The following is a 21,817-nucleotide window of genomic DNA, read 5'->3' on the forward strand; positions in this document are numbered from 1 at the left end:
CACATCACCCCCTCCCGCTGCACGCTGGATTTTGAAACCCACCGCCCCCTGGACGACTTGGTGATTGAACACTGCCCCGTGCCCGCCCGCCCGCGCCAGACGGAATTCGCCCGCCTCAACCTCACCTACACCGTCATGAGCAAGCGCAAGCTGCTCCAGCTGGTGCAGGAAGGGCACGTCACCGGCTGGGACGACCCCCGGATGCCTACCGTCTCCGGCATGCGCCGCCGAGGCTATACGCCCGCCGCCATCCGCAACTTCTGCCAGACCATAGGCATCACCAAATTCAACGGCTTCACGGACGTGGCCCTGCTGGAATACAGCGTGCGGGAAGACCTGAACGCCAACGCGCCGCGCCGCATGGCCGTGCTCCATCCCCTCAAGGTCACCATCACCACCCTGCCGGAAGACGCGGAGGAAATGGCGGAAGTGCTGAACAACCCGGAAAAACCGGAAGAAGGAACGCGCCGGCTCCCCCTCACACGGGAAGTCTGGATTGAACGGGACGACTTCATGCTGGACCCGCCGAAGAAATACTTCCGCCTGGCCCCTGGCCGCACGGTGCGCCTCCGCGGCGGCTACTGCATCACCTGCACGGACTACAGGCAGGACGCAGACGGAAACATCACGGAAATCTTCTGTGAACACATCCCCGGCACCATCGGCTCCAACCCTCCTGAGGGAATCCAGTGCCGCGCGGCCATCCACTGGGTAAGCACCAGGCACGCCGTGGACGGTGAAATCCGCATCTATGACCGCCTCTTTACGGAAGAAAACCCGGACGCGGCGGAAGAAGGTTTCCTCTCCGTCATGAATCCCGATTCCCTGACCGTCATTGCAAACGCCAAGCTGGAACCCTCCCTGGCTGCGGCGGACCCGGAATTCAGCTGCCAGTTTGAACGCCTCGGCTACTTTGTGGCGGACCGCAGGGACCACGTACCGGGCCAGCGCCCCGTCTTCAACCGCACCGTGGCCCTCAAGGACTCCTGGGCCAAAAAGCAAAAATAACCCTCTTTCATTTCATCCCCTTATATGGACAATCAACTTCAATTCTGCACCGTTGACGAAGCCGTGGAAGAAATACGGCAGGGACGGATGATCATCGTCACGGACGACCCCGGCCGTGAAAATGAAGCGGACCTCATCATCGCCGCCGAATTCGCCACGCCGGAGGCCATCAACTTCATGGTCACCCACGCCAGGGGGCTCGTCTGCGCCCCGCTCTCCCCGGAACGGGCGGACGCCCTCCAGCTGCCGCTCATGACCTCCGTCAACCGGGAAAACATGTCCACCGCCTTCACCGTCTCCGTGGATGCGGCCCATGACATCACCACGGGCATCAGTGCAGGAGAACGTTCCCTGACCATCCGCACGCTGGCGGACCCCAAAGCCACCGTCAATGACTTTGTACAGCCCGGCCATACCTTCCCGCTCCGCGCCGTGCCGGGCGGGGTGCTGCGCCGCGCCGGCCATACGGAAGCCACCATTGACCTCGTACGCATGGCGGGTCTCCAGCCTGCCGGCGTCTGCTGTGAAATCATGAAGGAAGACGGAACCATGGCCCGCATCGGCGACCTGGGCCCCTTCCAGAAAAAATATGGCCTGAAAGCCTGCACCGTAGCCCAGCTCATTGAATACCGCCGAGCAAAGGAAAAACAGATCCGCCTGGTGGAAACCGTCAGGATGCCCACGGACTACGGGGAATTCACCTGCCATCTTTATGAATCCCAGCTGGACGGGGCTCTTCACCTGGCCCTGGTGCACGGGGAAATCTCCCCGGACAAGCCCACGCTGGTGCGCGTGCACAGCGAATGCCTCACAGGCGACGTCTTCGGCTCCCGCCGGTGCGACTGCGGCAGCCAGCTCCACACCGCCATGCGCCGCATTGCCCAGGAAGGCGGCGTGCTGCTCTACCTGCGCCAGGAGGGACGCGGCATCGGCCTGGCGGCGAAACTCAAGGCCTACAAACTCCAGGAACAGGGGCTGGACACCGTGGAAGCCAACCTCAAGCTCGGCTACCCGGACGACCTCCGCGACTACGGCATCGGCGCCCAGATCCTGCATGACCTGGGGGCGGACCAGCTGCGCCTGCTCACCAACAACCCCCGTAAAATCGTGGGGCTGGAAGGATTCGGCCTTAAAATCACGGAGCAGGTTCCCCTCATCATCCCCCCCAACGACCAAAACAGCAAATACCTGGCTACCAAAAAATGCAAGCTGGGCCATATCCTGTAAAATCCCACTCCATCCCCTCCCTCCATGTCCACGGAACTTCCACCCCGCCAGCGCCCCACGGGCACGCGCGCTAAAATCTGCATCGTCGCCTCGGAATACAATGAACAATACACCCAGGCCCTGGTAGACAACTGTTCGGAAGAGCTGGAAACCGTACTCCCTGCGGCGCGGCTGGAAATCATCCGCGTTCCGGGGGCCTTTGAAATCCCGGTCGCCATTAAATCCGTCCTCTCTCGCTCCCCGGAAAAACGCCCGGACGCCGTGGTGGCCCTGGGGGTCATCCTGCGCGGCAGTACGGACCACGCGGACCTCATCGGTTCCACCATCACGCAGGCGCTGATGCAGCTGGCGCTGGAATTCACCACGCCCGTCATCCATGAAGTCCTGCTCCTGAATGATGAAAAACAGGCCTTTGCCCGGTGCATCGCCTCCCAGCTCAACCGCGGACGGGAAGCGGCGCGAACCGCAGGCCGCATGGCGGAACTCTTCCTCAACACCCTCTCACGGCAATAAGGCCCATCTCTTCTCCACTCTCATGCTCTCACGCAACCAAATCAGACAAGCAGCCCTCCAATACCTCTATGCCGCCTCCCAGATGCCGGAAACGGAACAGGAGGAAGGCATCTGGGACATCCTGATGGAACCCTTCCGGGGGGACTACTGCAAACTCAAGGCCAAAGCCATCTCCGGCCACCTTACCCGGGACTATCCGGACAAGCTGCGCCTCTTCGTCACACGCGCAAGGGAAACGGCGGACAAGCTCCAGCATGACCCCCTCACCCTGCCCGTCCGCGACCTGCTTCAGGACCTGCTGGGCAAGGAAGGGGAATTCAACGCCTCCCTGCTTCAGCTGAAAAAAGCCCTGCACGAAGACCCCTCCAATGACAAGGGCGCACTCTCCGCCGCCTGTAATACAGCCCAGGAACTCAACACCACCCTGTTGCAGATGCGCCGCCGCCTGCTGGACGCCCTCAAAGATTTTCCGGCCTACAACTCCATCTGGTCTCCCCTCGTATCCTCCTGCAACAAACTCCAGGAAATCAACGACCGCATCAACTGCCTCATCCACCCGGACGGCCGTTCCTCCCTGGCGGAAATAAAAAAAGTGGTGGAAGCCGGACAGGATGCGGACGAACTCTACCGGGAAGCCAAGACCTTGGGAGAAGAAATTCTGCGCCGCAGGGACGAGCTGGACACCGCCATCAACAACACGCTGGAAAACTACTCTCCGGAACGCGTCAGCGCCATTGACCGCGCCATCCTGCGCCTGGGCGCCTATGAACTCCTTCACCGCGGCGACCTCCCGGCCCCCATCGTCATCTCGGAAGCCATCCGGCTGGCGGAACGCTTCTCCTCTGCGGAATCCCCCCGCTTCGTCAACGGCGTGCTGGCCGGCATCTCAAAAACGGAACGCCCAGCGTAACCCACATCTCTACCATGGCAGGATTCTTCAAAAAACTCTTCACCAAATTCTCCCGCGGCGCCCGGATAGACTGGGATGAACTGGAAGCGGACCTGGTCACTGCGGACATCGGCATCAGGCGCGCCATGAGCATTGCGGACCAGCTCAGGGAAAGCAAGGGCCTGGATGCAGAAAACCTGGTGGAAGCCACCCGTGAAGTCCTGCGACAGGCATTTCCCGCCACTGCTCCGTCCCTGCCCGCTCCTCCGGAAGGAAAGCCGCTGGTCATTCTGGTGGTGGGCGTCAACGGCACGGGAAAAACCACCTCCGCCGCCAAACTGGGCCACCTGCTGCAAAAACAGGGTTCCCGCGTTCTTCTGGCTGCGGCGGACACCTTCCGCGCCGCTGCCGTGGAACAGCTCCAGAGCTGGGCGGACAAGCTGGGAATTCCCCTCTACAAGGGAGCCCCCAACCAGGACCCGGCCTCCGTCTGCTATGAAGCCCACACGCAAGCCATCCGGGAAGGCTTCCAATACCTCATCTGCGACACCGCCGGACGGCTCCATACGCGCCACAACCTCATGGAGGAACTCTCCAAAATCCGCCGCACCCTCGCCAAGCAGGATGCAACGGCTCCCCACCGCACCCTGCTGGTAGTGGACGCCACCACGGGCGCAAACGCACTGGCGCAGGCCAGGGAATTCCATAAGGCCACCCCCCTGGACTCCGTCATCATCACCAAAATGGACGGCTCCGGCAAAGGCGGCGTAGCCGTAGCCATCATGGATGAAATGCACATCTCCCCGGCCTTTCTGGGAACCGGGGAAGGAGCTGAAGACTTTGAACCCTTCAACCGGGACCGCTACGTGGACTCCCTGCTGTAACAGGCCCATCCCGCTCCCATGTCCCCTCTTCCCCTCATCACTGCCCAGACAGAGGAAAAGCTGCTCGCCTTCCTGACGGAACATGGGCATACCAAATTCCGCGCCCAACAGATTATGGACTGGGTATGGCGCAAGCGTGTCACCGCCTTTGACGCCATGACCAACCTGTCCCCGGCGCTCAGAACCCTTCTGGCGGAAAACTTCCGCTTCCACACGCCGGAAATCGTGGAAACCCACGGCTCTGCGGATACCACCCGGAAATTCCTCACCAGAATGGAAGACGGCAACCTGGTGGAATCCGTCATCATTCCCGCCGCCGCCGCGGAAAATGGAGAGCAGGCGAACCGCATCACCCTGTGCGTCTCCTCCCAGGTGGGCTGCGCCTTCGGGTGCAAATTCTGCGCCTCCGGCCTGCTGGGCCTCAAACGCAACCTCACGACCGGGGAAATCATCGGGCAAATCCTCTCCGCGGAAGCCATTGCCGGAAAACGGGTCAACAACCTCGTCTTCATGGGCATGGGGGAACCGCTCTCCAACTTTGACAACCTGGTGGACGCCCTGGAAATCATCACCTCCCACCGCGGGCTGGAAATAGGCGCGCGCCACATCACCATCTCCACGTCCGGATTCGTTCCCGGCCTGAAAAAACTGGCCGCCTATCCCAAACAAATCCGCCTGGCCGTCTCCCTGCACGGAGCTACGGACGAAGTACGGGACCAGATCATGCCGGTCAACAAAAAATGGCCCCTTTCCCAGCTCATTCCCGCTCTGGAGGAATGGGGGAAAGACAGGAACCAGATGCCCACGCTGGAATACATCCTCATCCGGGACGTGAACGACTCCCTGAAGGATGCCTCCCACCTCGTCCGGATCGCCAAACGCCTGCATGCCAAGGTCAACCTCATCCCGTACAACACCGTGGAGGGACTCCCGTGGGAACGCCCCTCGGAAAGCCGCTGCCGTGCCTTCCGGGACGCCGTCCACAGGGCGCGCATCCCCGTCACCATGCGGTATGAAAAAGGCCATGACATCAATGCCGCCTGCGGCCAGTTGAGACTCAGGAAGGAACGGGAAAACAACCCGGTTCCCCCTGACAGCCCCTGATAGGCCTTTCTCAGGATTTACTGGCGGATACTCAGTATTTATTTTGCCCGGCGTCCTCCATTGTGCTATTCCTTTTCCGCCGGATGCCATCCATCCCGCTGTTGCATCATGGACACTATGGAAACCATCACTGCCACCTCCCCGCTGGAACTGACCAAGGCTCCCCGCAAAGCCCCGGCCCTGGACCTCAGGGACATCCCCCAGGCCCCAGGCCCGGAAAAAGGCGTGCTGGCCCTGATGGCCATGGACCCCGCCACCTACGTGGGCCAATGCGTGACCATCGGCATGACGGAGGACTACTTCTACCTCCCTGCCCACAAGCTGCTCTGGCGCCTCTTCCAGACCCGTTACAATAAAAACGAACCCATCGACATCGTTTCCATCACCCAGGCCCTGGAAGACATGCACCAGCTGGAAGCCGTGGGCGGAAGCGCAGGCCTGGCGGAAATCTACACCTTCACCACCACCGGAGCGTACTTTGAACATTACCTCAACGTCCTGAAGGACAAATTCATCCTCCGCTCCATCATTGACATCGCCACCCGGTCCACCACGCAGGCCTTTGACAATCCGGATGACGTGGCGGAGCTGCTGGACTCCGTGGAAACCCATATCTTCCAAATACGGGAACGCTATAACAGCGCCAAGGATGAACAAAGCCTGGCGAGCATCCTCAAGCAGGCCGTCACCAATTTCGAAAAATTCATTGCCAGCAAGGGGCAGATCCAGGGCCTGACCACCGGATTTGAAGAACTGGACAAAAAGAGCAACGGACTCAAACCCGGGGACATGTTCATCATCGCCGCCCGTCCCTCCATGGGTAAAACCTCCTTCCTGCTCAACATCATTGAGCACATTTCCCTCAATGAGAAAAAACCCACCCTGCTCTTCTCCTGTGAAATGCCTGCGGTCCAGATTGTGGAACGCCTTCTCTTTGCCCGCTCCGGTGTGCGCCGGGCGGAAATCATCAAGCGCGGCAACCTGACCCAGCTGGAAATGAAACACTTTAAGCAGGCAGTCAAGGAAGTGGGCGCCTCCCAGCTCGTCATTGACGATACAGCGGCCATCTCCATCAACGAACTCCGGGCCAAGGCGCGCCGCGTCATGAGGGACCTGGGTGGCCTGGCCGCCATCGGCGTGGACTATCTGCAGCTCATGCGTTCCCACTCCAAGCAGGCAGCCAACAGCCGTGAACGAGAAGTCGCGGAAATCTCCTCGGGACTCAAAGCCCTGGCCAAGGAACTCAAAGTGCCCGTCATCGTGCTGGCCCAGCTCAACCGCGGTCCGGAAAGCCGTACGGGCGCCAGCCTGGGTGTTCCCCGCATCTCCGACCTGCGCGAATCCGGTTCCATTGAACAGGATGCGGACATGATCGGCCTGCTTTACCGCTCCGCCTACTATGCGGAAGACGAGGAAAAACGCCAGCAAATGGCCGGACGGGCCAACCTGCACGTAGCTAAAAACCGTAACGGTCCTACAGGAGACGTTCCGCTCCACTTTGAAGCGGAACTCATGCGCTTCTCCACGCGTGAAGCGGACGAACACGACCAGGAAAACGAATAAATCCCTTCCCCGCTTCAGTTTTTGCGGATTTACAATCCGGAGTCAACGAAAAAATCTGGGGGAAAGTTGGTTAGGGATAATAGGAAGTATAAGGAGGACAGGGGACGGCAAAATTTCCCTATTGCCCCTATTATCCTTATGTTCCTTATCAATAGGCAGTCTTGACGGAGGTGTCAACTGATAACGGATTGTAAATCCGGTAGTTTCATCGTAGCGCCAGTATCTCTTCTGGGCTTATTGATCAAGTTATTTCTGTTCTAATATGAAAAAAACCTTATCTATTGCCGTGTTGCTCTCCGGATTGTGCGTTTGTGCCAATGCCGCCAGCATGGTCACGGAATGGACCGGAGCAGCCGGTCCTACGGAAGGAAACACCTATGAATTGGGCAATGCGGGCAACTGGAGCAATGGCGTTCCCAGCCGCGGCAACGGCCAGGGCCCGGATGTCATCTTCAACAACACCGGAACCATCAATATCAATGGAAACATGGCAGATACCTCTGACGGAGGCAGTATCACCGTTACGGGCAACAGCAATGTCACGGTCGGCGGCACCCGTTGGACAGGAAACGTTACAATCGGCTCAGGCTCCACCCTCAACCTCGGGCAGGTAGACTTCAAAAGCAGTGACATTACCCTTGATGGAACCCTCAACCTTAGCGTTTGCGGCATTGATTCCGGCGGCAACGGAGCCCGGCTTATCTTCGGCATTGGAGGCATCATGAACGTCAACCAGCAAATCTGGGGCGCGTCCAGCTACTCTGTCTCCGGACTGCTGGCAACCACGTCTGCTGACCTGGCTGTGGGAGAATTCCAGTTCGTCACCCGCACGCTGGTCACCTCCGCCGGTTTTGACGGCGGGTCCATCTCCCTGGGGGACTTCACTGCTGAAGACGGCAGCGCACTGACCAAAGCCTCCGGCGCCATGGAAGGAAATGCCGCCGACTATCAGGGCCAATACTATCTCTACACGGAAAACGGAGACGTCAAGGTGCAATACGTGGTAGCGGGAGCGGTTCCGGAACCCGCCACAGCCACCCTCAGCCTGCTGGGGCTGGCGGCTCTGACGCTGCGCCGCAGGCGCGCCTGATTTCCGGAATCTTTCTTCCAAGGGCTGTACGCTGATGCGTACAGCCCTTTTTGGATCTACCGGACGGGTGGCGGAAACGTCACGGAAAACATCTCCATGCCGTTTCCGGAGGCCCATAACATCTTTCCATGATCCTTTATTCAGCACCATACAGGCCCGTGCCAAATCACTCAACGAACGTTTCCGTACGCTGCTCTCCCTGTTATTCGGCCTGGCTATCGACGGCGCCCTGCTCTTCGGGGAATCCCGCTGGGAAATGTCTCCGCTCCTTGAAGAAAGCCTTATGCTCCTGGCCTGCTTCATGGTCGGCATAGGCGTGACCTGCACCACGGAAACCTTCACTATTCCCCCCTGCTGACGGAACGCCCCCTCCTTCATCCTTCCCTCTCACGGTTGAAGACGCTGCCTACTCCGTCAATCCTGCGACATTCACATCCAACATCATGAACGCCCTTTGATTACCTGCTTCACCGGAATCTTTGAATTCATCAGCGGTCTGTATGAAGCCGGACTGCTCCCTGCGCGGTTCCTCATTCCGTACCCGGCTCGCTTCTTCTGGCGTCCAGAAGCCCCGCCAGGGCCTTCTGGGAAACCATCTGCCGGAAAGACTCGCGGTCCCGGGGATAAAGCATCGTCTCCGTCCGCGTTTCCCCTCCCCGAAAAGCCCAGGCAAGCCATACGGTGCCCACAGGCTTTTCCGGCGTACCGCCTCCCGGCCCCGCGATGCCGCTGACGGCAACCGCCACATCGGCTCCGGATCGGTCCAGAGCCCCCTCCGCCATCGCCTTCACAACGGGTTCGCTCACCGCGCCATGAAGCGTTAAAACCTCTTCCGGCACCCCCAGCATCTTCGCCTTTGCCCGGTCGGCATAAGTCACCCAGCCGAACTCAAAAACTCCGGAGGAACCCGGTACGTCCGTAATCCTTTTGGCAATAAGACCGCCGGTACAGCTCTCCGCCGTCGCTACTTTCAACCCGCGGGCCGCCAGATGGAGCACCACCGCCTTCTCCAGAGAAACTCCGGAAGGGGCCAGCACATATGCTCCGGCCAGAATGCGCAGACGGGCTTCCCCCTGCTTCAGCGCCACCTCACTGCCCACCAGGCGCACGTCCACCTCTCCGATGCGCGCACAATACGCCACCTCCAGCCCAGCCACCTGGTGAAGGGAATCATCCACCAGCTCCTGAAGGTCGCTCTCCCCTATCCCTACCAGGCGGAAAACACGCAGATGCGGAATATCCTCATCCGCCAGATCTTCCAGCAGCGGCATCACGGAATGCTCCACCATCGGCTTCAACTCCGCCGGAGGACCGGGCAGCAGGATGAACATGGGGAGGGAACCGCTGGCCGGCATCACCAGGCCGGGAGCCGTGCCATTGGAATTCTCCAGCACCGCGGCGCCGTCAGGAACCATGGCCTGCTTGAAATTACATTCCGCAATAGGAATCCCCCGGCGCTCGAAATAACTCTTCAACCCTTCCGCCACACGCTCGTCACGGTGCATGTCCACGCCGCACACGTCGCACAGGGCCTCCCTGGTCACGTCGTCGCTCGTCGGCCCCAGGCCGCCGCTCACAATCACGATGTCCGCGCGCCGGGCACTCTCCCTCATGGCCTCACTAATGGCGTACCCATCCGGAACCACGGTCTGCCTTTCCACACGGAACCCGGCCTCAAACAATCTGTTGCCCAGCCAGGCGGCATTGGTATTCACAATACTTCCCAGCAAAATCTCCGTACCGGTGTTGATCAATTCAACCCTGATCTGCTTCATGCCGCCAGTATGCTCCCGCATCTGCTCCGTGACATGCAACAATCCTGCCATGTACTACAAAAAACTTCATTTGAATGCCCCATAGGATACAGTATGGGCACTGACAAAGACTATGAGCACACCGTCCCGGCCCCGCGCCACAAAAATCATCTGCACCATTGGACCAGCAACAGACACCTCCGACATGCTGGGCCAGCTCATTGAGGCCGGAGCCAACGTTTTCCGGCTCAACATGAGCCATTCCAAACACGACTGGGTCCGGGAAGTCGTATTCCGCATCCGCCGGAAGGCGGCGGAACTTCAGGCAAACGTCGCCATCCTCTTTGACCTCCAGGGGCCTTCCATACGCACCGGAGACCTGCCCGAACCTTATCAGCTGAAAAAAGACGACACGCTGGAAATCCGCCTGAGCACGGCCAAACCGGAACTCCCCTTCTCCACCACGGTTAACTATGACGGGCTTCTGCAGGACGTCCAGGTAGGCCATACGATGGTGGTGGACAACGGCGGCATCCTCATGCGCATTGAGGAAGTGCGGCCGGACAGGCTCATCTGCAAAGTACTCACGGAAGGCGTATTCGGATCCCGCCGCCACATCAACCTCCCCGGCGTGGCGCTGCGGCTCCCCGCCCTTACGGAAAAAGACCTGGCGGACCTGGCCGTGGCCGTGGAATGCGAAACGGACTACGTAGCCATGTCCTTTGTCCGGGACGCCGCCCACATCGCCCAGCTCCGGGAACATATTGACAACCTTGGGGGAAGGGCGCAGATTGTCGCAAAAATCGAGGACCAGCAGGCCATCCGCCACATTGACGACATCATTCTGGCCGCAGACGTCATCATGGTCGCCCGCGGCGACCTGGGCATTGAAGTCAGCATTGAGGAACTTCCCATCATCCAGCGCCGCATCATCCGCCACTGCCACAGGCTGGGGCGCCGCTGCATTGTAGCCACGCACATGCTGGAATCCATGATCACGCAGCCCACCCCCACCCGTGCGGAAGTCACGGACGTTTCCAATGCCATCTTTGAACAGGCGGATGCCGTCATGCTCTCCGGAGAAACCTCCGTGGGCCATTATCCTGTGCACTGCGTGGAAGTCCTGGACTCCATCGCCCACCGCATGGAACGCTCCGGCAACCTAAACTTCGCCGCTGCCGCCATCCTGAACGGAGACCGTCAGAAAGCCACCAAGGCGGCCATCTCCCTGGCGGACTCCGTGGAAAATGCCTGCATGGTCATCTTCACCCGCCGCGGCCTGGCCGCTACGCAGGCAGCCGTGCTCAGACCGGAACGGGCGGCCATCTTTGCTTTCAGCAATGACCCTGTCGTCGTCCGGCAGCTGGCGCTGGCGCGTGACGTCACCGCCTTTGAATCCCCTTTCCTGAAGGATCCGGCCCGCATGATCTCCACTGCTCTGGACCTGTTGAAGGAAAAAGGGCTGGTTATTTCCGGACAGCCTGTCGTCATCCAGGGAGACAGCCTTCAAGGAGAACTGCTGGCGGACTCCATCATCTTCATGCGCACGGAATGATGCTTCCGGACTTCCACGTGGCTCAGGAAACAGCCGTGTGGCCTGTGGACGCCCCGCTGGGAGAACTTCTGCTGGATGCCGATCCGGACGAACGCCAGGTAGCGGACCATCTCGCCCACGGAGAACTCTACGTCGCACGGACCTGCGGCATTGCCGCCGGGGTCATCGTCATCCGGCAAACGGCGGAAAACGTCTGGGAAATCATGAACTGCTCCGTCTCCCCTGAATATAGAAGGCAGGGCTGCGGCACTGCGCTGGTGCAGCACGCCATGGAGGTCATCAGGAACAAAGGCGCCCGGTATGCGGAACTGGGAACCTCCGATGCATCCCCCGGCCCCATGGCTCTGTATGAAAGCTGCGGATTCCGGACGGCAGGCGTCATCAAAAACCACTTTACGGACAATTATCCGGAACCCGTCCTGGATAACGGCGTCCTGTGCGTCGATATGATCCGCATGCGGGCGGATCTGTCCCGTCCGGAGGAAGAAATGCCTCCTCTTCCCCCTCAGAAAGTATAAACCAAGCTGACTCCCGTCACCCACCTGTTTCCCTTCACCAGCGTTCCTCCATACGCCCGGTTCACTCCGTGGGCTCCCTGGCCCAGCCAGTGCAGTCCCACAAACGGCTCCACAAAAATATTCCCGAACAAGCGGTAATTTGCCGTCACCCTGAGGTACAAAGACTGCCAGCCATTGCTGCCGGAAGGCCAGTAAGAGGAACTTAACACGGCTCCGAACTTGAACCCCATGTAAAGATTCTCCGTCAGCCGGGAATCCGACCCCGTGCACATGTCAAACCACCATCCCGTGATACCGTAAAAGGAATAGGCCGCGCTGCCCTGGACATAAAAACCGGGCAGAAATCCCAGGTCATGCCGCAAAACGCAAGCCGTCTCATACGTTGTGCCGCCATTGCCGAATAAACGTTCGGAAGCAAATCCCGCCAATCCTCCATCATTGGCACGGAAGGAAAAAGCGCCATACGAGGCCTCCCCGAACTTCCGCTGAAGTCCAAGATCAGCTACCGTTTCATTCTCCATGTCAACGGCCGGATGCCCCAGGAACAACTCCTCCTTTAACGCCAGAATCACGGAATACCGGTCATTCAGGTCACTCCTCCAATCCAGGCGTACGGGAGCCGTCGGATTGCAGCCTCCGGGAATCAGCCCCCGGAACTCGTAATTGGTGGAATAACCGGCTTTCAGGCTGCCGCTGACCGGCCTCAGGGCCGGAGGGGAAGGAACATCCGGAATGCGTGATTCCGCCGAAGAAATGGAAATAAAACCGGCAACGGCCAGCGCCGCCCCAGAGACAAAACAAAAGAAAAAGTTCATAAGACCGGAACTGCTGTGCCGCCGTATTCTGAACAAAAAACCCTCCGTTGGCAACAAGCAAAAAACGCGGTGGAGTTCTCCGCCGCTCCGGAACCATCAATTAACTGAGGACAACGTTAAAAAGAAGAAACAACGCCGGCGCCGGTCTCCACGCCAAAGTTCTTGCAGAGCTTGTCTTCTCTGTCCGTATCCCGGTTGGACTTCACCCAGCCGCTGCAATGCTCATGATGATGTTGTTTTGAATAATCACCGATAAAATAACGTACTTCTACCAAATCACTGCCAGCAGGAAAAAGTCGGAAAATATCTTTTGACGGCAACAATAAAAAGGCGCGGCGGAATATCCGCCGCGCCTGAAACATAATTCAATCGCAAGCCGTCAGGCTTAGAAGGAATAAACGAGGTTGGCACCGGCCACCACGCCGAAGTTCTTGTAGGGCTTCCAGCCTTCCACGAACTGCTTGTTGGCTTTCAGAGCGCCATTGCCAGCCCAGTTGAAGCTGACGAAAGGCACCACGGCGAGGTTTTTCACGCCCACCTTGATCGGCAATTCAGCCTTCACCCACCAGGCCTGGGAGCCGTTGGCCATGAAAGCGGACTTGCTATCAAAGTAACCTGCGGTAGCAGACATGCCACCGGTAATCACGATATCCGTGGCGGGGCAGATGGAAGCCTTCCAGCCCACATACGGCTGGAACCACCATCCGGTCATGCCCTGGAAGCCGTAGCTCGTGGTCACGCCGGCGAACCAGTTGCTGCACAGGTCATAGTTCAGGTTCAGATAGAATTCCTGAGCCACGGAGTGGGCGTGACGCTGGCCAACCATGCCGTTGGCCAGAACGCTGCTATAATCATACTTGGCAAAGTTGCCGAGCAGGCCGCCATGAATCAGATTCCAGCCGAGGGTGGTGGACAGATTCTTCAGAAGGCCGTCCTGGTTTTTCCAGCCGAGGTTGAAGTTGGTTTCATTATGGAAGGAGATATCTTCTTCACCAAGCAACTCATGACCGGAAGTCAGGGAGGTGTAGGAAGCGGAACCGACGATGGAATTGGCGTCGTTCAGCTTGTAATTCAAATTAACACCGGCAGGGATAACGCTATCCCCTCCCACCAAAGCGTGGGAAGCCACGATGCCGCGGCTGGTGTAATTGGAGGCATAGCCGGCGTAAAGGTCGCCGGACCATGGGCTGACAGTCGGCACGGGCTGTACCGGTGTCGGAGCAACAACCTTGACGGGGGTTCCCGCAAAAGCGGCGCCGGCAAAGGATGCCACAGCCGCTGCCACACTGATGATGTTCTTGGTTTGCATGACTATTATTTGGTTAGGGTATTAATTGTTGATTTGCTAACAAAGGATTAAAGTTTCCTTTTCCCCTTTGTTAGGTTTAGTGAAACATTTTCGTCACAAAAGTAAAGACTTTTCTCTGTGAAAACCTATTACTCGCTGATTATTTATCTTTTATACTAATCATCCCCATGACAAATAAAACAATCTTCCATTTCTTCTCCTGCGGGCTTCTCCAGGGCGAGGGGGGATACAGGCATTCGGCTCCGGCCAGCCGGGCATCTTTTTTCAAATTCCGGGACGGATTCACCAGCACCTGGCGGCGACAGGCAAGCAGCATGGGAATATCCGCGGCACTGTCACTGTAGGCGATAGAATCCTTCCGCACACCTTGCTCCGGCAAAAGGCCCATGCTCCGCAAACGCTCCACCTTGACCTTCCCCTTGTTGTTCCCCAATGGAAGTTCCGGCATCAGGGGCATACGGCCATCAAGCACCACATCCGTTCCCAGAACGGCATCAAAACCCAGAAGCCTTCCCAGGGGTTCCGTATAAAAGGATGGGGAGGCGGATACCATGACGCATGCATCTCCCTCTTCCCGGTGCTTCTGAAGCCGTTCCCGCAACTCGGGATAAATCCAGGCCTCCGCCAGCCCCGCAAATTCCCTTCCGTATTGAAGAACCGTTTCCGCAGGGAGCCTCCACAAATAACAAAGGAACGCCCTTTTCATCCGGGTCTCATCCCATATCCCCAGGAAAAACAGTGGAAGGCAGGCCAGATAAAACAACAGCAGCAACCGCCTCCAGGGATGCCGCCGAACCACAAAGCAGGAGAATACATACTGCGTATCCCACGGCAGGAGCGTGCCATCCATGTCAAACAGGGCAAGCCCCCCTTCCTTCCTTTCATCCGTCATGCCGCCATCCTATACTCTCAACTCTCAACTCTCAACTCTCAACTCTCAACTCTCAACTCTCAACTCTCAACTCACCCTCCCCCTGAACGCCAAAACCCCGGCCACCGAAAGGCAGCCGGGGTTTTAAAGCAAATCCAAAAGGAACAGGATTAACGGGAATAGAATTCCACGATGAGCTGCTCGTTGACAATGGGAGCAATCTCTTCCTTGGAAGGCACGCGGGCAATCTTGCCCGTGAGCTTGTCGCGGTCGCATTCCAGCCAATCCGGAACCACAGTGGCCTGGGTCAGGTCAAGGGAACGGGTGGCCAGCTGCTGGGAGGAAGCCTTCCCGCCAACGGCGATCACATCGCCAGGACGGCAGGAGTAGGACGCCACGTTCGTCTTCTTGCCGTTCACGGTGATATGGCCGTGGGAAACGAGCTGACGGGCGCCGGCGCGGGTGTTGCTGAAACCGAGGCGGTACACAACGTTGTCCAGACGGAGTTCAAGGAGCTGAAGCAGGATGTCGCCGGTAATGCCGCGGCGGCGGGCGGCTTCTGCATAATACTTGCGGAACTGGCCTTCAAGCACACCGTACTGGAAACGCAGCTTCTGCTTTTCTGCAAGCATCACGCCATAGTCGGACTTCTTCTTGCGGCCGGCGCGCATGCCATGCTGGCCGGGAGGGAAGGGGCGCTTTTCAAGAGCCTTGGTGGAACCGAAAAGAGCAACGCCAAAACGGCGGGACACTTTATCGCGGGGACCGGTATAACGAGCCATGATATATTAGATCTATAGGTAAAAGGGTTCAATTAGACGCGGCGGGCCTTAGGAGGACGGCAGCCGTTGTGGGGAATGGGGGTCACGTCCTTGATGGAGGTGATTTCAATACCGATCGTCTGCACGGCACGCACGGCGGATTCACGACCGGAACCAGGTCCCTTTACGCGCACTTCCACTTCACGCAGACCGTGGCCCATGGCCTGGCGGCAGGCGTCCTGGCACACCACCTGGCCGGCGTAAGCCGTGCTCTTGCGGGAGCCCTTGAAGCCCATCTTGCCGGCGGAAGACCAGCCGATCACGTTGCCGCGCTGGTCGGTGACGGTCACGACGGTGTTGTTGAACGTGGAGGAAACATGAACCACGCCGGTGGAAACGTTCTTGCTGCCCTTGGCCTTCAGGATTTTGGGCTTGTCGTCATCTCCGCCCAGGCCGAGCTCTGCAAAAATGTCCTTGCGGGGTTCAGGCTTCTTGATTTCTTCAGGGGCGGGAGCAGTGGCGGCCGGAGTTTCAGCGGCGGGAGCGGGAGCTGCCGCTTCCACAGGCTGTTCGGCGGTTTCGTTGGTGATTTCTTCGCTAGCCATAGTAAAGCTATATATAAAAATTCAGGTGCCGGATTACTTCTTCTTGGCCTGCGCGCCAACGGTCTTCTTCTTGCCTTTACGGGTACGGGCATTCGTGCGGGTACGCTGACCACGGACCGGAAGGCCGCGGCGGTGACGCTGACCGCGATAGCAGTTGATGGAAGTCAGACGCTTGAGAATGGATTGCTTTTCACGACGAAGGTCACCTTCAATCAGGATGCCGTCGGTGGTGATCACTTGAACAATCTTCGTGAGTTGTTCGTCGGTAAGCTGTCCCGTACGGATGTCGGGATTGATGCCTGCTTGTTCCAGGATTCTCTTAGAAGTCGAGCGACCGATTCCGTAAATATACGGAAGGGAAGCCTCGATGCGCTTCTCGTTGGGTATTTCTGTACCGAAAAGGCGTGCCATAATGGATTGGATTTGCTAGCTGTTATTTTTCTCTGCCTCGCGCAGAGCTATTGCTTGGGGCAAGATGGATACCATAATTTGAGGTTTTGACAAGAGCAAAACGTCATTTTTTCTATTTTTAATCTCTTGCGCCGCTTGAACATGCATCCTGCCCATGGCGGCGCAGAATGCGATCCGCCGCCCAGGAAGCGTGTTCCGCCACTAGGGGGGACTCTCCGGAAAGCGACTTCAAAAAACCAATGTCATCCGGAGTTCCGGCATTCCCCAGCACAATGCATCCGTTGCGCAGCAACCCCTCCCGTTTAATTCTTTTCACGGGGGAATGACGGAACAGGTCCGCAAAGCCATCGGCATCCAGGGAAAGCAGATCGCGCAGGGGAATGGAAGCCAGCAGGCGGGACATGCGGAACCGTTCGTCCGCCTCCGGCAGGGATTTCCGGTTCCAGGGGCAGACGGTCACGCAGGTATCGCATCCATACAGGCGAGATCCTATCAGGGGCCGGATTTCTTCCGGAATGGAGCCCCGGTGTTCAATCGTCCAATAGGAAAGGCAGCGGCCGGCATCCACCTGGCCGTTTTCCATGATCGCGCCCGTGGGGCACAGGTCCACGCAGCGGCGGCAGCTTCCGCACCCGTGGGAAACCGGAGCGTCCGGTTCCAGTTCCAGCGTGGTCAGCAGGGTGGCGATGAAAAAACGGGAGCCTCCCTTCCTGCGCACGATCAGGCCGCTCCTTCCGCGCCACCCCAGACCGCATGCCTCCGCATGGTCCCGCTCCATGACAGGGCCGGCGTCCACATATCCCTTCTGCTCGCCGCCATAAAGGGAAAGCAGTTCAACCAAATCCGCCAGCTTCTCTTCCACGATGCCGTGGTAATCCCTCCCATGCGCGTACAGGCAAATGCTCCCCTCCCTCTCCGGACGCACGGCAGGACTATCGTAATCATAAGACAGGCAAATGACGGAACGGCAGCCGGGAAGCACTTCCCCGGGATTGGCACGCCGCTCCGGGGAACGGGCCATCCATTCCATTCCGGCGTGCCAGCCCCGTTCCAGCCATTGGAACAATTTTTCCGCATGCGGGCACTTTCCCGCCCGGGCCACCCGGCAGCCGGAAAACCCAAGCTGCCGGGATACGGCGCACAGGGAATCTTTAATAACAGCGGGATCCGGCGTCAGCACGCCCGCATCATGGACAAGAGAGTCTCCTCTACCAAGAATTTTCTTCACTCCGGCAGAAATTGGATTGCCTGCACCCTGATGCCGTCTCATAATAGACCTATATGAACATCCGGATTCTGAGCGATGGGAAACAGGGCCACCTCAACCAGTCCCTGGGGCTGGCCCAGGCCCTGATCGCCAAGGCAGGGGGAACCATGGAAACGGTGGACCTGCAGGGACTTTCCCTTCTGGGAAAAATCCGGAAGGTCGTCTCCGGAGACGAAACGCCGCAGCCGGACCTGTTCATCTCCGCCGGCCACGCCACGCACATCCCCCTCATCTGCGCGCGCCACCACTTCAAGACCCGGGCCATCGTCTGCATGAAGCCCACGCTTCCCTGCACCTTCTTTGATCTCTGCCTCATCCCCCGCCATGACCTGCATCCCGGGCGCGACTACACGGATACGGGCATCTTCCCCACCCTGGGAGCGCTCCACCCCATGAGGCCGGACCCTTCCATCCCGAAAGACATTACCCTGATCCTCATCGGAGGCCCCAGCAAGGACTTTGACTGGGATGACGAAACCATGCTCAACCAGCTTTCGGACATCAGCATCCACACCCCCGGCAATATCGTGCTGACCACGTCGCGCCGGACGCCGGCAGGCTTTGCGGAAAAAATCCGGACGGCCGTTCCGGAAATCACCGTCGTTCCCGTGGAGGAAACCCAGCCGGGCTGGGTGGCCCGGCATCTGGCGCACGCTTCCGCCACCTGGGTCAGCCAGGACAGCGTCTCCATGGTATATGAAGCGCTGGGCGCCGGCGCGCCCGTAGGCGTCCTGTCCGTACCCCGCCGCCACGGCAACCGTAAATCCCGCATCCTGTCCGGCCTGGAAATGCTGGAAAAGGAAGTCTTGATCACCGGATACCGGGCATGGAAAACCCATGGCTTTCATCTGGCAGCGCCCGGCGCTCCCCTCCTGGAAGCGGACCGCGCCGCAGACTACATCCTCACCAGATTCTTCCCCCAACCACACGCCTTATGAAAATAGTACATCTCGTCCCCTCCATGGAATCCGGCGGCGTGGAACAGGTCGTCATGGAACTGGGCAGCGGCCTTTCCGCCCGGGGAGTGGAAAACATCGTCGTCTCCGGAGGAGGACGCCTGGTGCCTCAGCTGGAAAAGGAAGGCTCCCGCCACATCCTGATGCCGATCGGTAAAAAAAGCCTTGCCACCTTCCTCCGCATCGGAGCCCTGCGCGCCCTGCTCCAGGCCATCAGGCCGGATATCCTGCATCTCCATTCCCGCGTTCCGGCCTGGGTGGGCTACCTGGCGTGGAAAAAACTTCCGCCCGAAGACCGCCCCGGCCTCGTCACCAGCGTGCACGGCTTCTACTCCGTCAACCGGTACTCCGCCATCATGAGCCGGGGGGAACGGGTGATTGCCGTATCCAGCTGCATCAGGGACTACGTCCTTTCCCACTATCCCTCCACCCCGGAGGACCATATCAGAATCATCCCCAACGCCATTTCCCCGGACCAGCACTATCCTGGCTATTCACCATCCCGGGAATGGCTCACGGGCTGGTACATGGCCTATCCTGAGCTCAAGGGGAAATTTACCCTGTGCCTGCCGGGCCGCATCACCCGCCTGAAAGGCCAGCTGGACCTGATCCCCGTCATCAGGAAGCTTGTGGAACAGGGTATTCCCGCCCATGCCGTCATGGTGGGAGAGACTAAAAAGGGAAAGGAAGAATATAAAAACGAAGTTCTACGGGAAATTGAGCGCGCCGGCGTCTCCAATGCCTTCACATGGACCGGTCACCGCCAGGACCTCCGGGACATCATCTCCGCCTGTTCCGTCACCCTCTCCCTGACCAAAAGCCCGGAGGCCTTCGGCAAATCAACCCTGGAAGCGCTCGCCCTGGGCAGGCCCGTGGCCGGATACGCCCACGGCGGAGTCAAGGAACAATTGGATGCCTTTCTGCCGGAGGGGAACATCGGCGTAGGGGACACCTCCGCCATGGCTGATCTGCTGGCCCGCTGGTATGCCCAGCCCCCGCCCCTGCCCCGGCAAATTCCGTCCCCTTATAATATAGACGACATGATCCAGGCCCACCTGGACGTTTACAAGGAACTGACCCCTTATTCATGACGCCCCAGGAAGCCGCCATCGCCCTGAACCTGATACCGGGGCTGGGACCAGTCAGGGTCATGCGCCTCATGCAGGTATTCGCCTCTCCGGAACTGATTCTGGAAGCCCCTGCCTCCATGCTGATGGAAATTCCCGGCATTGGAACACAGCTGGCGCGCTCCATTTCCTCCTGGCGCAGCATCGTCAATCCCTGCCGGGAGCTGGAACTGGCGGACAAGGCGGGAGCCGCAGTAACTACAATCTTTGACGCCGCCTATCCCTCCGCCCTGCGTGACCTGGAGGATCCGCCCATCGTCCTTTACTCCTGGGGATCCTGGACCACAGAGGACTCTGCACGTTCCATCGCCGTCGTAGGCTCCCGTATGGCTACCCATTATGGCAGGCTATGTGCCAAAACCATCTCCCATGACCTGGCGGAAGCGGGGATAACCGTCATCTCCGGACTGGCGCGCGGCGTGGACACGGAGGCGCATACGGGCGCCCTGGCTGCACACGGCCGCACCATCGCCGTTATCGGGGCTGGCCTCAACAGGCTTTATCCGCAGGAAAACAGGAACCTGGCGCAACGCATTGCAGACGGACATGGAGCGGTAGTCTCCGAATTCCCGATGGATATGCCACCTTCCCGCACCACTTTTCCCATGCGCAACCGCATCGTGAGCGGCTGGAGCCGCGCCACGCTGGTGGTGGAAGCCTCCGAACGCAGCGGAGCCCTGATCACGGCCCGGCTGGCGGGAGAACAGGGGCGGGACGTGTTCTGCATCCCCGGACCGGTTGACCGTCATTCTTCCGACGGATGCCATGCCCTCATCCGGGACGGCGCCATCCTGGCCTCCAGCGCCTCCGACATCCTGCATGACATGAAATGGACTGCTCCGGAACAGGGGCTGCCGCTCTTCTCTCCCACCCCTTCCGAACATCCGGAACCGCCCACCCCGGAGGAAGAAGAAATCCTGCACGCCGTCAGACTGGGGTTCAACACCATTGACACCCTCTGCTCCTCCCTGGGGAAACCGGCATGCGCCATCACTCCCCTTTTGTCCAGAATGCAGATTGCAGGGCAAATCACGCCGGATTCCGGCGGATATTTTTCCATCAACCGCAGGACACGCTGAACAGGCCCCCGCCCTCTGCCACCAAGGGGAAATCCAGACACGCATCAGGACATCCTCCCCTAACCGGGTTGCCAAAGGAGCCACCGGACACGTCATCTCCTTCCCTCTGTTCATGGTTTTGACAAGTCCGGTTCCAAAACCTTCTTCCCGGGTATAAAACGTACATCCTCAAATATCGTAAAACACCCGCCAAATTATTTCCTGACCATGATGATTCCCGAAATGAAACAACCACAAAGAAGAGGAAGCTTTCTCCTTCCAGACATACGGAACATCGTTCACTCCCGCAGCAGGAAAAACGGATGCATCAATAACATAACATGCTTACATTAATCATAAAATAATGACGCTCAAGAACACTTCTTAAAAAAATAATTATTTAGAGACATATTTTGAACATCTCTTCACGGCAGAAAGTCTCACCCCTTACAAGATCTATCCAACGGGTGGGAAAAATAACTCGAAATCCGTCCAGGGTGGTTTTTGGTTCCATAGGTAGTTAATAGAGAGA

At 58.8% G+C, this 21,817-nt stretch carries 23 protein-coding genes; 14 read left to right on the forward strand and 9 right to left on the reverse strand.

The genetic code is table 11. From position 1 onward, the window contains the following. From LIO64_RS09240 to LIO64_RS09280, 9 genes are all read left to right on the forward strand, one after another. A partial coding sequence (locus LIO64_RS09240; RefSeq protein WP_290549154.1) for a glutamate--tRNA ligase family protein occupies nucleotides 1–1,008 on the forward strand: 1,008 nt, incomplete at its 5' end. Nucleotides 1,009–1,032: 24 nt separating this feature from the next. Next, nucleotides 1,033–2,235 (forward strand): bifunctional 3,4-dihydroxy-2-butanone-4-phosphate synthase/GTP cyclohydrolase II, encoded by a 1,203-nt coding sequence (locus tag LIO64_RS09245; protein ID WP_290549155.1) that lies wholly within the window; start codon nucleotides 1,033–1,035, stop codon nucleotides 2,233–2,235. A gap of 24 nt (nucleotides 2,236–2,259) precedes the next feature. Next, on the forward strand, nucleotides 2,260–2,748 hold the full coding sequence (ribH, locus tag LIO64_RS09250) for a 6,7-dimethyl-8-ribityllumazine synthase (protein ID WP_290549156.1): 489 nt from the start codon (nucleotides 2,260–2,262) through the stop codon (nucleotides 2,746–2,748). A gap of 22 nt (nucleotides 2,749–2,770) precedes the next feature. Continuing rightward, entirely contained in the window at nucleotides 2,771–3,658 is an 888-nt protein-coding gene (nusB, locus tag LIO64_RS09255; protein WP_290549157.1) for a transcription antitermination factor NusB, read from the forward strand. Between the two features lie 14 nt (nucleotides 3,659–3,672). Beyond that, the gene (gene ftsY / locus LIO64_RS09260) at nucleotides 3,673–4,521 is read left to right on the forward strand and encodes a signal recognition particle-docking protein FtsY (RefSeq protein ID WP_290549158.1); all 849 of its coding nucleotides are present in this window, start codon (nucleotides 3,673–3,675) and stop codon (nucleotides 4,519–4,521) included. An 18-nt stretch (nucleotides 4,522–4,539) separates the two neighbouring features. Further along, nucleotides 4,540–5,625, forward strand: a complete 1,086-nt coding sequence (gene rlmN, locus LIO64_RS09265; RefSeq protein WP_290549159.1) for a 23S rRNA (adenine(2503)-C(2))-methyltransferase RlmN — start codon at nucleotides 4,540–4,542, stop codon at nucleotides 5,623–5,625. Between the two features lie 108 nt (nucleotides 5,626–5,733). Further along, on the forward strand, nucleotides 5,734–7,188 hold the full coding sequence (gene dnaB, locus LIO64_RS09270) for a replicative DNA helicase (protein ID WP_290549160.1): 1,455 nt from the start codon (nucleotides 5,734–5,736) through the stop codon (nucleotides 7,186–7,188). 262 nt (nucleotides 7,189–7,450) lie between these two features. Next, nucleotides 7,451–8,278: a PEP-CTERM sorting domain-containing protein gene (locus tag LIO64_RS09275; protein ID WP_290549161.1), complete on the forward strand. Its 828-nt coding sequence runs from the start codon at nucleotides 7,451–7,453 to the stop codon at nucleotides 8,276–8,278. 34 nt (nucleotides 8,279–8,312) lie between these two features. Further along, nucleotides 8,313–8,636, forward strand: coding sequence for a hypothetical protein (locus LIO64_RS09280; protein ID WP_290549162.1), 324 nt, complete (start codon nucleotides 8,313–8,315; stop codon nucleotides 8,634–8,636). Between the two features lie 172 nt (nucleotides 8,637–8,808). Here LIO64_RS09280 and LIO64_RS09285 read toward each other — a convergent pair whose 3' ends face one another. Next, the gene (locus LIO64_RS09285; protein ID WP_290549163.1) at nucleotides 8,809–10,053 is read right to left on the reverse strand and encodes a competence/damage-inducible protein A; all 1,245 of its coding nucleotides are present in this window, start codon (nucleotides 10,051–10,053) and stop codon (nucleotides 8,809–8,811) included. A gap of 112 nt (nucleotides 10,054–10,165) precedes the next feature. Here LIO64_RS09285 and pyk point away from each other — a divergent pair, with 112 nt between their 5' ends. Both pyk and LIO64_RS09295 read left to right on the forward strand, forming a co-directional pair. After that, on the forward strand, nucleotides 10,166–11,587 hold the full coding sequence (gene pyk / locus LIO64_RS09290) for a pyruvate kinase (protein ID WP_290549164.1): 1,422 nt from the start codon (nucleotides 10,166–10,168) through the stop codon (nucleotides 11,585–11,587). Beyond that, on the forward strand, nucleotides 11,584–12,105 hold the full coding sequence (locus LIO64_RS09295; RefSeq protein WP_290549165.1) for a GNAT family N-acetyltransferase: 522 nt from the start codon (nucleotides 11,584–11,586) through the stop codon (nucleotides 12,103–12,105). The genes pyk and LIO64_RS09295 overlap by 4 nt, the downstream gene beginning before the upstream one ends. Here LIO64_RS09295 and LIO64_RS09300 read toward each other — a convergent pair. The 8 genes from LIO64_RS09300 to queG form a co-directional block, all read right to left on the reverse strand. Then, nucleotides 12,093–12,920 (reverse strand): hypothetical protein, encoded by an 828-nt coding sequence (locus LIO64_RS09300; protein WP_290549166.1) that lies wholly within the window; start codon nucleotides 12,918–12,920, stop codon nucleotides 12,093–12,095. The two genes, LIO64_RS09295 and LIO64_RS09300, sit on opposite strands and share 13 nt — an antisense overlap. A gap of 116 nt (nucleotides 12,921–13,036) precedes the next feature. Beyond that, the gene (locus LIO64_RS09305; RefSeq protein ID WP_290549167.1) at nucleotides 13,037–13,282 is read right to left on the reverse strand and encodes a hypothetical protein; all 246 of its coding nucleotides are present in this window, start codon (nucleotides 13,280–13,282) and stop codon (nucleotides 13,037–13,039) included. Nucleotides 13,283–13,305: 23 nt separating this feature from the next. Next, nucleotides 13,306–14,229 carry a hypothetical protein gene (locus LIO64_RS09310; RefSeq protein ID WP_290549168.1) on the reverse strand — a complete coding sequence of 308 codons (924 nt, stop codon included), beginning with the start codon at nucleotides 14,227–14,229 and terminating at the stop codon, nucleotides 13,306–13,308. A 139-nt stretch (nucleotides 14,230–14,368) separates the two neighbouring features. Beyond that, a complete protein-coding gene (locus tag LIO64_RS09315; RefSeq protein WP_290549169.1) occupies nucleotides 14,369–15,121 on the reverse strand; it encodes an HAD family hydrolase in 753 nt (250 codons plus the stop codon). A gap of 149 nt (nucleotides 15,122–15,270) precedes the next feature. Beyond that, nucleotides 15,271–15,882, reverse strand: coding sequence for a 30S ribosomal protein S4 (rpsD, locus tag LIO64_RS09320; RefSeq protein WP_290549170.1), 612 nt, complete (start codon nucleotides 15,880–15,882; stop codon nucleotides 15,271–15,273). 32 nt (nucleotides 15,883–15,914) lie between these two features. Continuing rightward, nucleotides 15,915–16,466, reverse strand: a complete 552-nt coding sequence (rpsK, locus tag LIO64_RS09325; protein WP_343230501.1) for a 30S ribosomal protein S11 — start codon at nucleotides 16,464–16,466, stop codon at nucleotides 15,915–15,917. Between the two features lie 33 nt (nucleotides 16,467–16,499). Further along, on the reverse strand, nucleotides 16,500–16,877 hold the full coding sequence (gene rpsM, locus LIO64_RS09330; protein ID WP_012419492.1) for a 30S ribosomal protein S13: 378 nt from the start codon (nucleotides 16,875–16,877) through the stop codon (nucleotides 16,500–16,502). 118 nt (nucleotides 16,878–16,995) lie between these two features. Beyond that, nucleotides 16,996–18,105, reverse strand: a complete 1,110-nt coding sequence (gene queG, locus LIO64_RS09335) for a tRNA epoxyqueuosine(34) reductase QueG (protein ID WP_290549171.1) — start codon at nucleotides 18,103–18,105, stop codon at nucleotides 16,996–16,998. Between the two features lie 53 nt (nucleotides 18,106–18,158). On the opposite strand from queG, the gene LIO64_RS09340 reads away from it, so the two are divergent. The 3 genes from LIO64_RS09340 to dprA are packed head-to-tail and all read left to right on the forward strand — an operon-like array spanning nucleotide 18,159 to nucleotide 21,306. Beyond that, nucleotides 18,159–19,082, forward strand: coding sequence for an ELM1/GtrOC1 family putative glycosyltransferase (locus tag LIO64_RS09340; RefSeq protein WP_290549172.1), 924 nt, complete (start codon nucleotides 18,159–18,161; stop codon nucleotides 19,080–19,082). Further along, nucleotides 19,079–20,191, forward strand: coding sequence for a glycosyltransferase (locus LIO64_RS09345; RefSeq protein ID WP_290549173.1), 1,113 nt, complete (start codon nucleotides 19,079–19,081; stop codon nucleotides 20,189–20,191). Before LIO64_RS09340 ends, LIO64_RS09345 begins: the two co-directional genes overlap by 4 nt. Continuing rightward, the gene (gene dprA, locus LIO64_RS09350) at nucleotides 20,188–21,306 is read left to right on the forward strand and encodes a DNA-processing protein DprA (RefSeq protein WP_290549174.1); all 1,119 of its coding nucleotides are present in this window, start codon (nucleotides 20,188–20,190) and stop codon (nucleotides 21,304–21,306) included. The genes LIO64_RS09345 and dprA overlap by 4 nt, the downstream gene beginning before the upstream one ends. Nucleotides 21,307–21,817 lie beyond the last annotated feature (511 nt).

The sequence above is a fragment of the Akkermansia sp. genome, assembly GCF_020860705.1.
Lineage (GTDB): Bacteria > Verrucomicrobiota > Verrucomicrobiia > Verrucomicrobiales > Akkermansiaceae > Akkermansia.

Excerpts from the sequence above, each read along its gene's own strand:
- LIO64_RS09245 (WP_290549155.1), top strand. The coding sequence starts at position 1,033 with ATGGACAATCAACTTCAATTCTGCACCGTTGACGAAGCCGTGGAAGAA.
- ribH (WP_290549156.1), top strand. The coding sequence starts at position 2,260 with ATGTCCACGGAACTTCCACCCCGCCAGCGCCCCACGGGCACGCGCGCT.
- nusB (WP_290549157.1), top strand. The coding sequence starts at position 2,771 with ATGCTCTCACGCAACCAAATCAGACAAGCAGCCCTCCAATACCTCTAT.
- ftsY (WP_290549158.1), top strand. The coding sequence starts at position 3,673 with ATGGCAGGATTCTTCAAAAAACTCTTCACCAAATTCTCCCGCGGCGCC.
- rlmN (WP_290549159.1), top strand. The coding sequence starts at position 4,540 with ATGTCCCCTCTTCCCCTCATCACTGCCCAGACAGAGGAAAAGCTGCTC.
- dnaB (WP_290549160.1), top strand. The coding sequence starts at position 5,734 with ATGGACACTATGGAAACCATCACTGCCACCTCCCCGCTGGAACTGACC.
- LIO64_RS09275 (WP_290549161.1), top strand. The coding sequence starts at position 7,451 with ATGAAAAAAACCTTATCTATTGCCGTGTTGCTCTCCGGATTGTGCGTT.
- LIO64_RS09280 (WP_290549162.1), top strand. The coding sequence starts at position 8,313 with ATGCGTACAGCCCTTTTTGGATCTACCGGACGGGTGGCGGAAACGTCA.
- LIO64_RS09285 (WP_290549163.1), bottom strand. The coding sequence starts at position 10,053 with ATGAAGCAGATCAGGGTTGAATTGATCAACACCGGTACGGAGATTTTG.
- pyk (WP_290549164.1), top strand. The coding sequence starts at position 10,166 with ATGAGCACACCGTCCCGGCCCCGCGCCACAAAAATCATCTGCACCATT.
- LIO64_RS09295 (WP_290549165.1), top strand. The coding sequence starts at position 11,584 with ATGATGCTTCCGGACTTCCACGTGGCTCAGGAAACAGCCGTGTGGCCT.
- LIO64_RS09300 (WP_290549166.1), bottom strand. The coding sequence starts at position 12,920 with ATGAACTTTTTCTTTTGTTTTGTCTCTGGGGCGGCGCTGGCCGTTGCC.
- LIO64_RS09305 (WP_290549167.1), bottom strand. The coding sequence starts at position 13,282 with ATGTTTCAGGCGCGGCGGATATTCCGCCGCGCCTTTTTATTGTTGCCG.
- LIO64_RS09310 (WP_290549168.1), bottom strand. The coding sequence starts at position 14,229 with ATGCAAACCAAGAACATCATCAGTGTGGCAGCGGCTGTGGCATCCTTT.
- LIO64_RS09315 (WP_290549169.1), bottom strand. The coding sequence starts at position 15,121 with ATGACGGATGAAAGGAAGGAAGGGGGGCTTGCCCTGTTTGACATGGAT.
- rpsD (WP_290549170.1), bottom strand. The coding sequence starts at position 15,882 with ATGGCTCGTTATACCGGTCCCCGCGATAAAGTGTCCCGCCGTTTTGGC.
- rpsK (WP_343230501.1), bottom strand. The coding sequence starts at position 16,466 with ATGGCTAGCGAAGAAATCACCAACGAAACCGCCGAACAGCCTGTGGAA.
- rpsM (WP_012419492.1), bottom strand. The coding sequence starts at position 16,877 with ATGGCACGCCTTTTCGGTACAGAAATACCCAACGAGAAGCGCATCGAG.
- LIO64_RS09340 (WP_290549172.1), top strand. The coding sequence starts at position 18,159 with ATGAACATCCGGATTCTGAGCGATGGGAAACAGGGCCACCTCAACCAG.
- LIO64_RS09345 (WP_290549173.1), top strand. The coding sequence starts at position 19,079 with ATGAAAATAGTACATCTCGTCCCCTCCATGGAATCCGGCGGCGTGGAA.
- dprA (WP_290549174.1), top strand. The coding sequence starts at position 20,188 with ATGACGCCCCAGGAAGCCGCCATCGCCCTGAACCTGATACCGGGGCTG.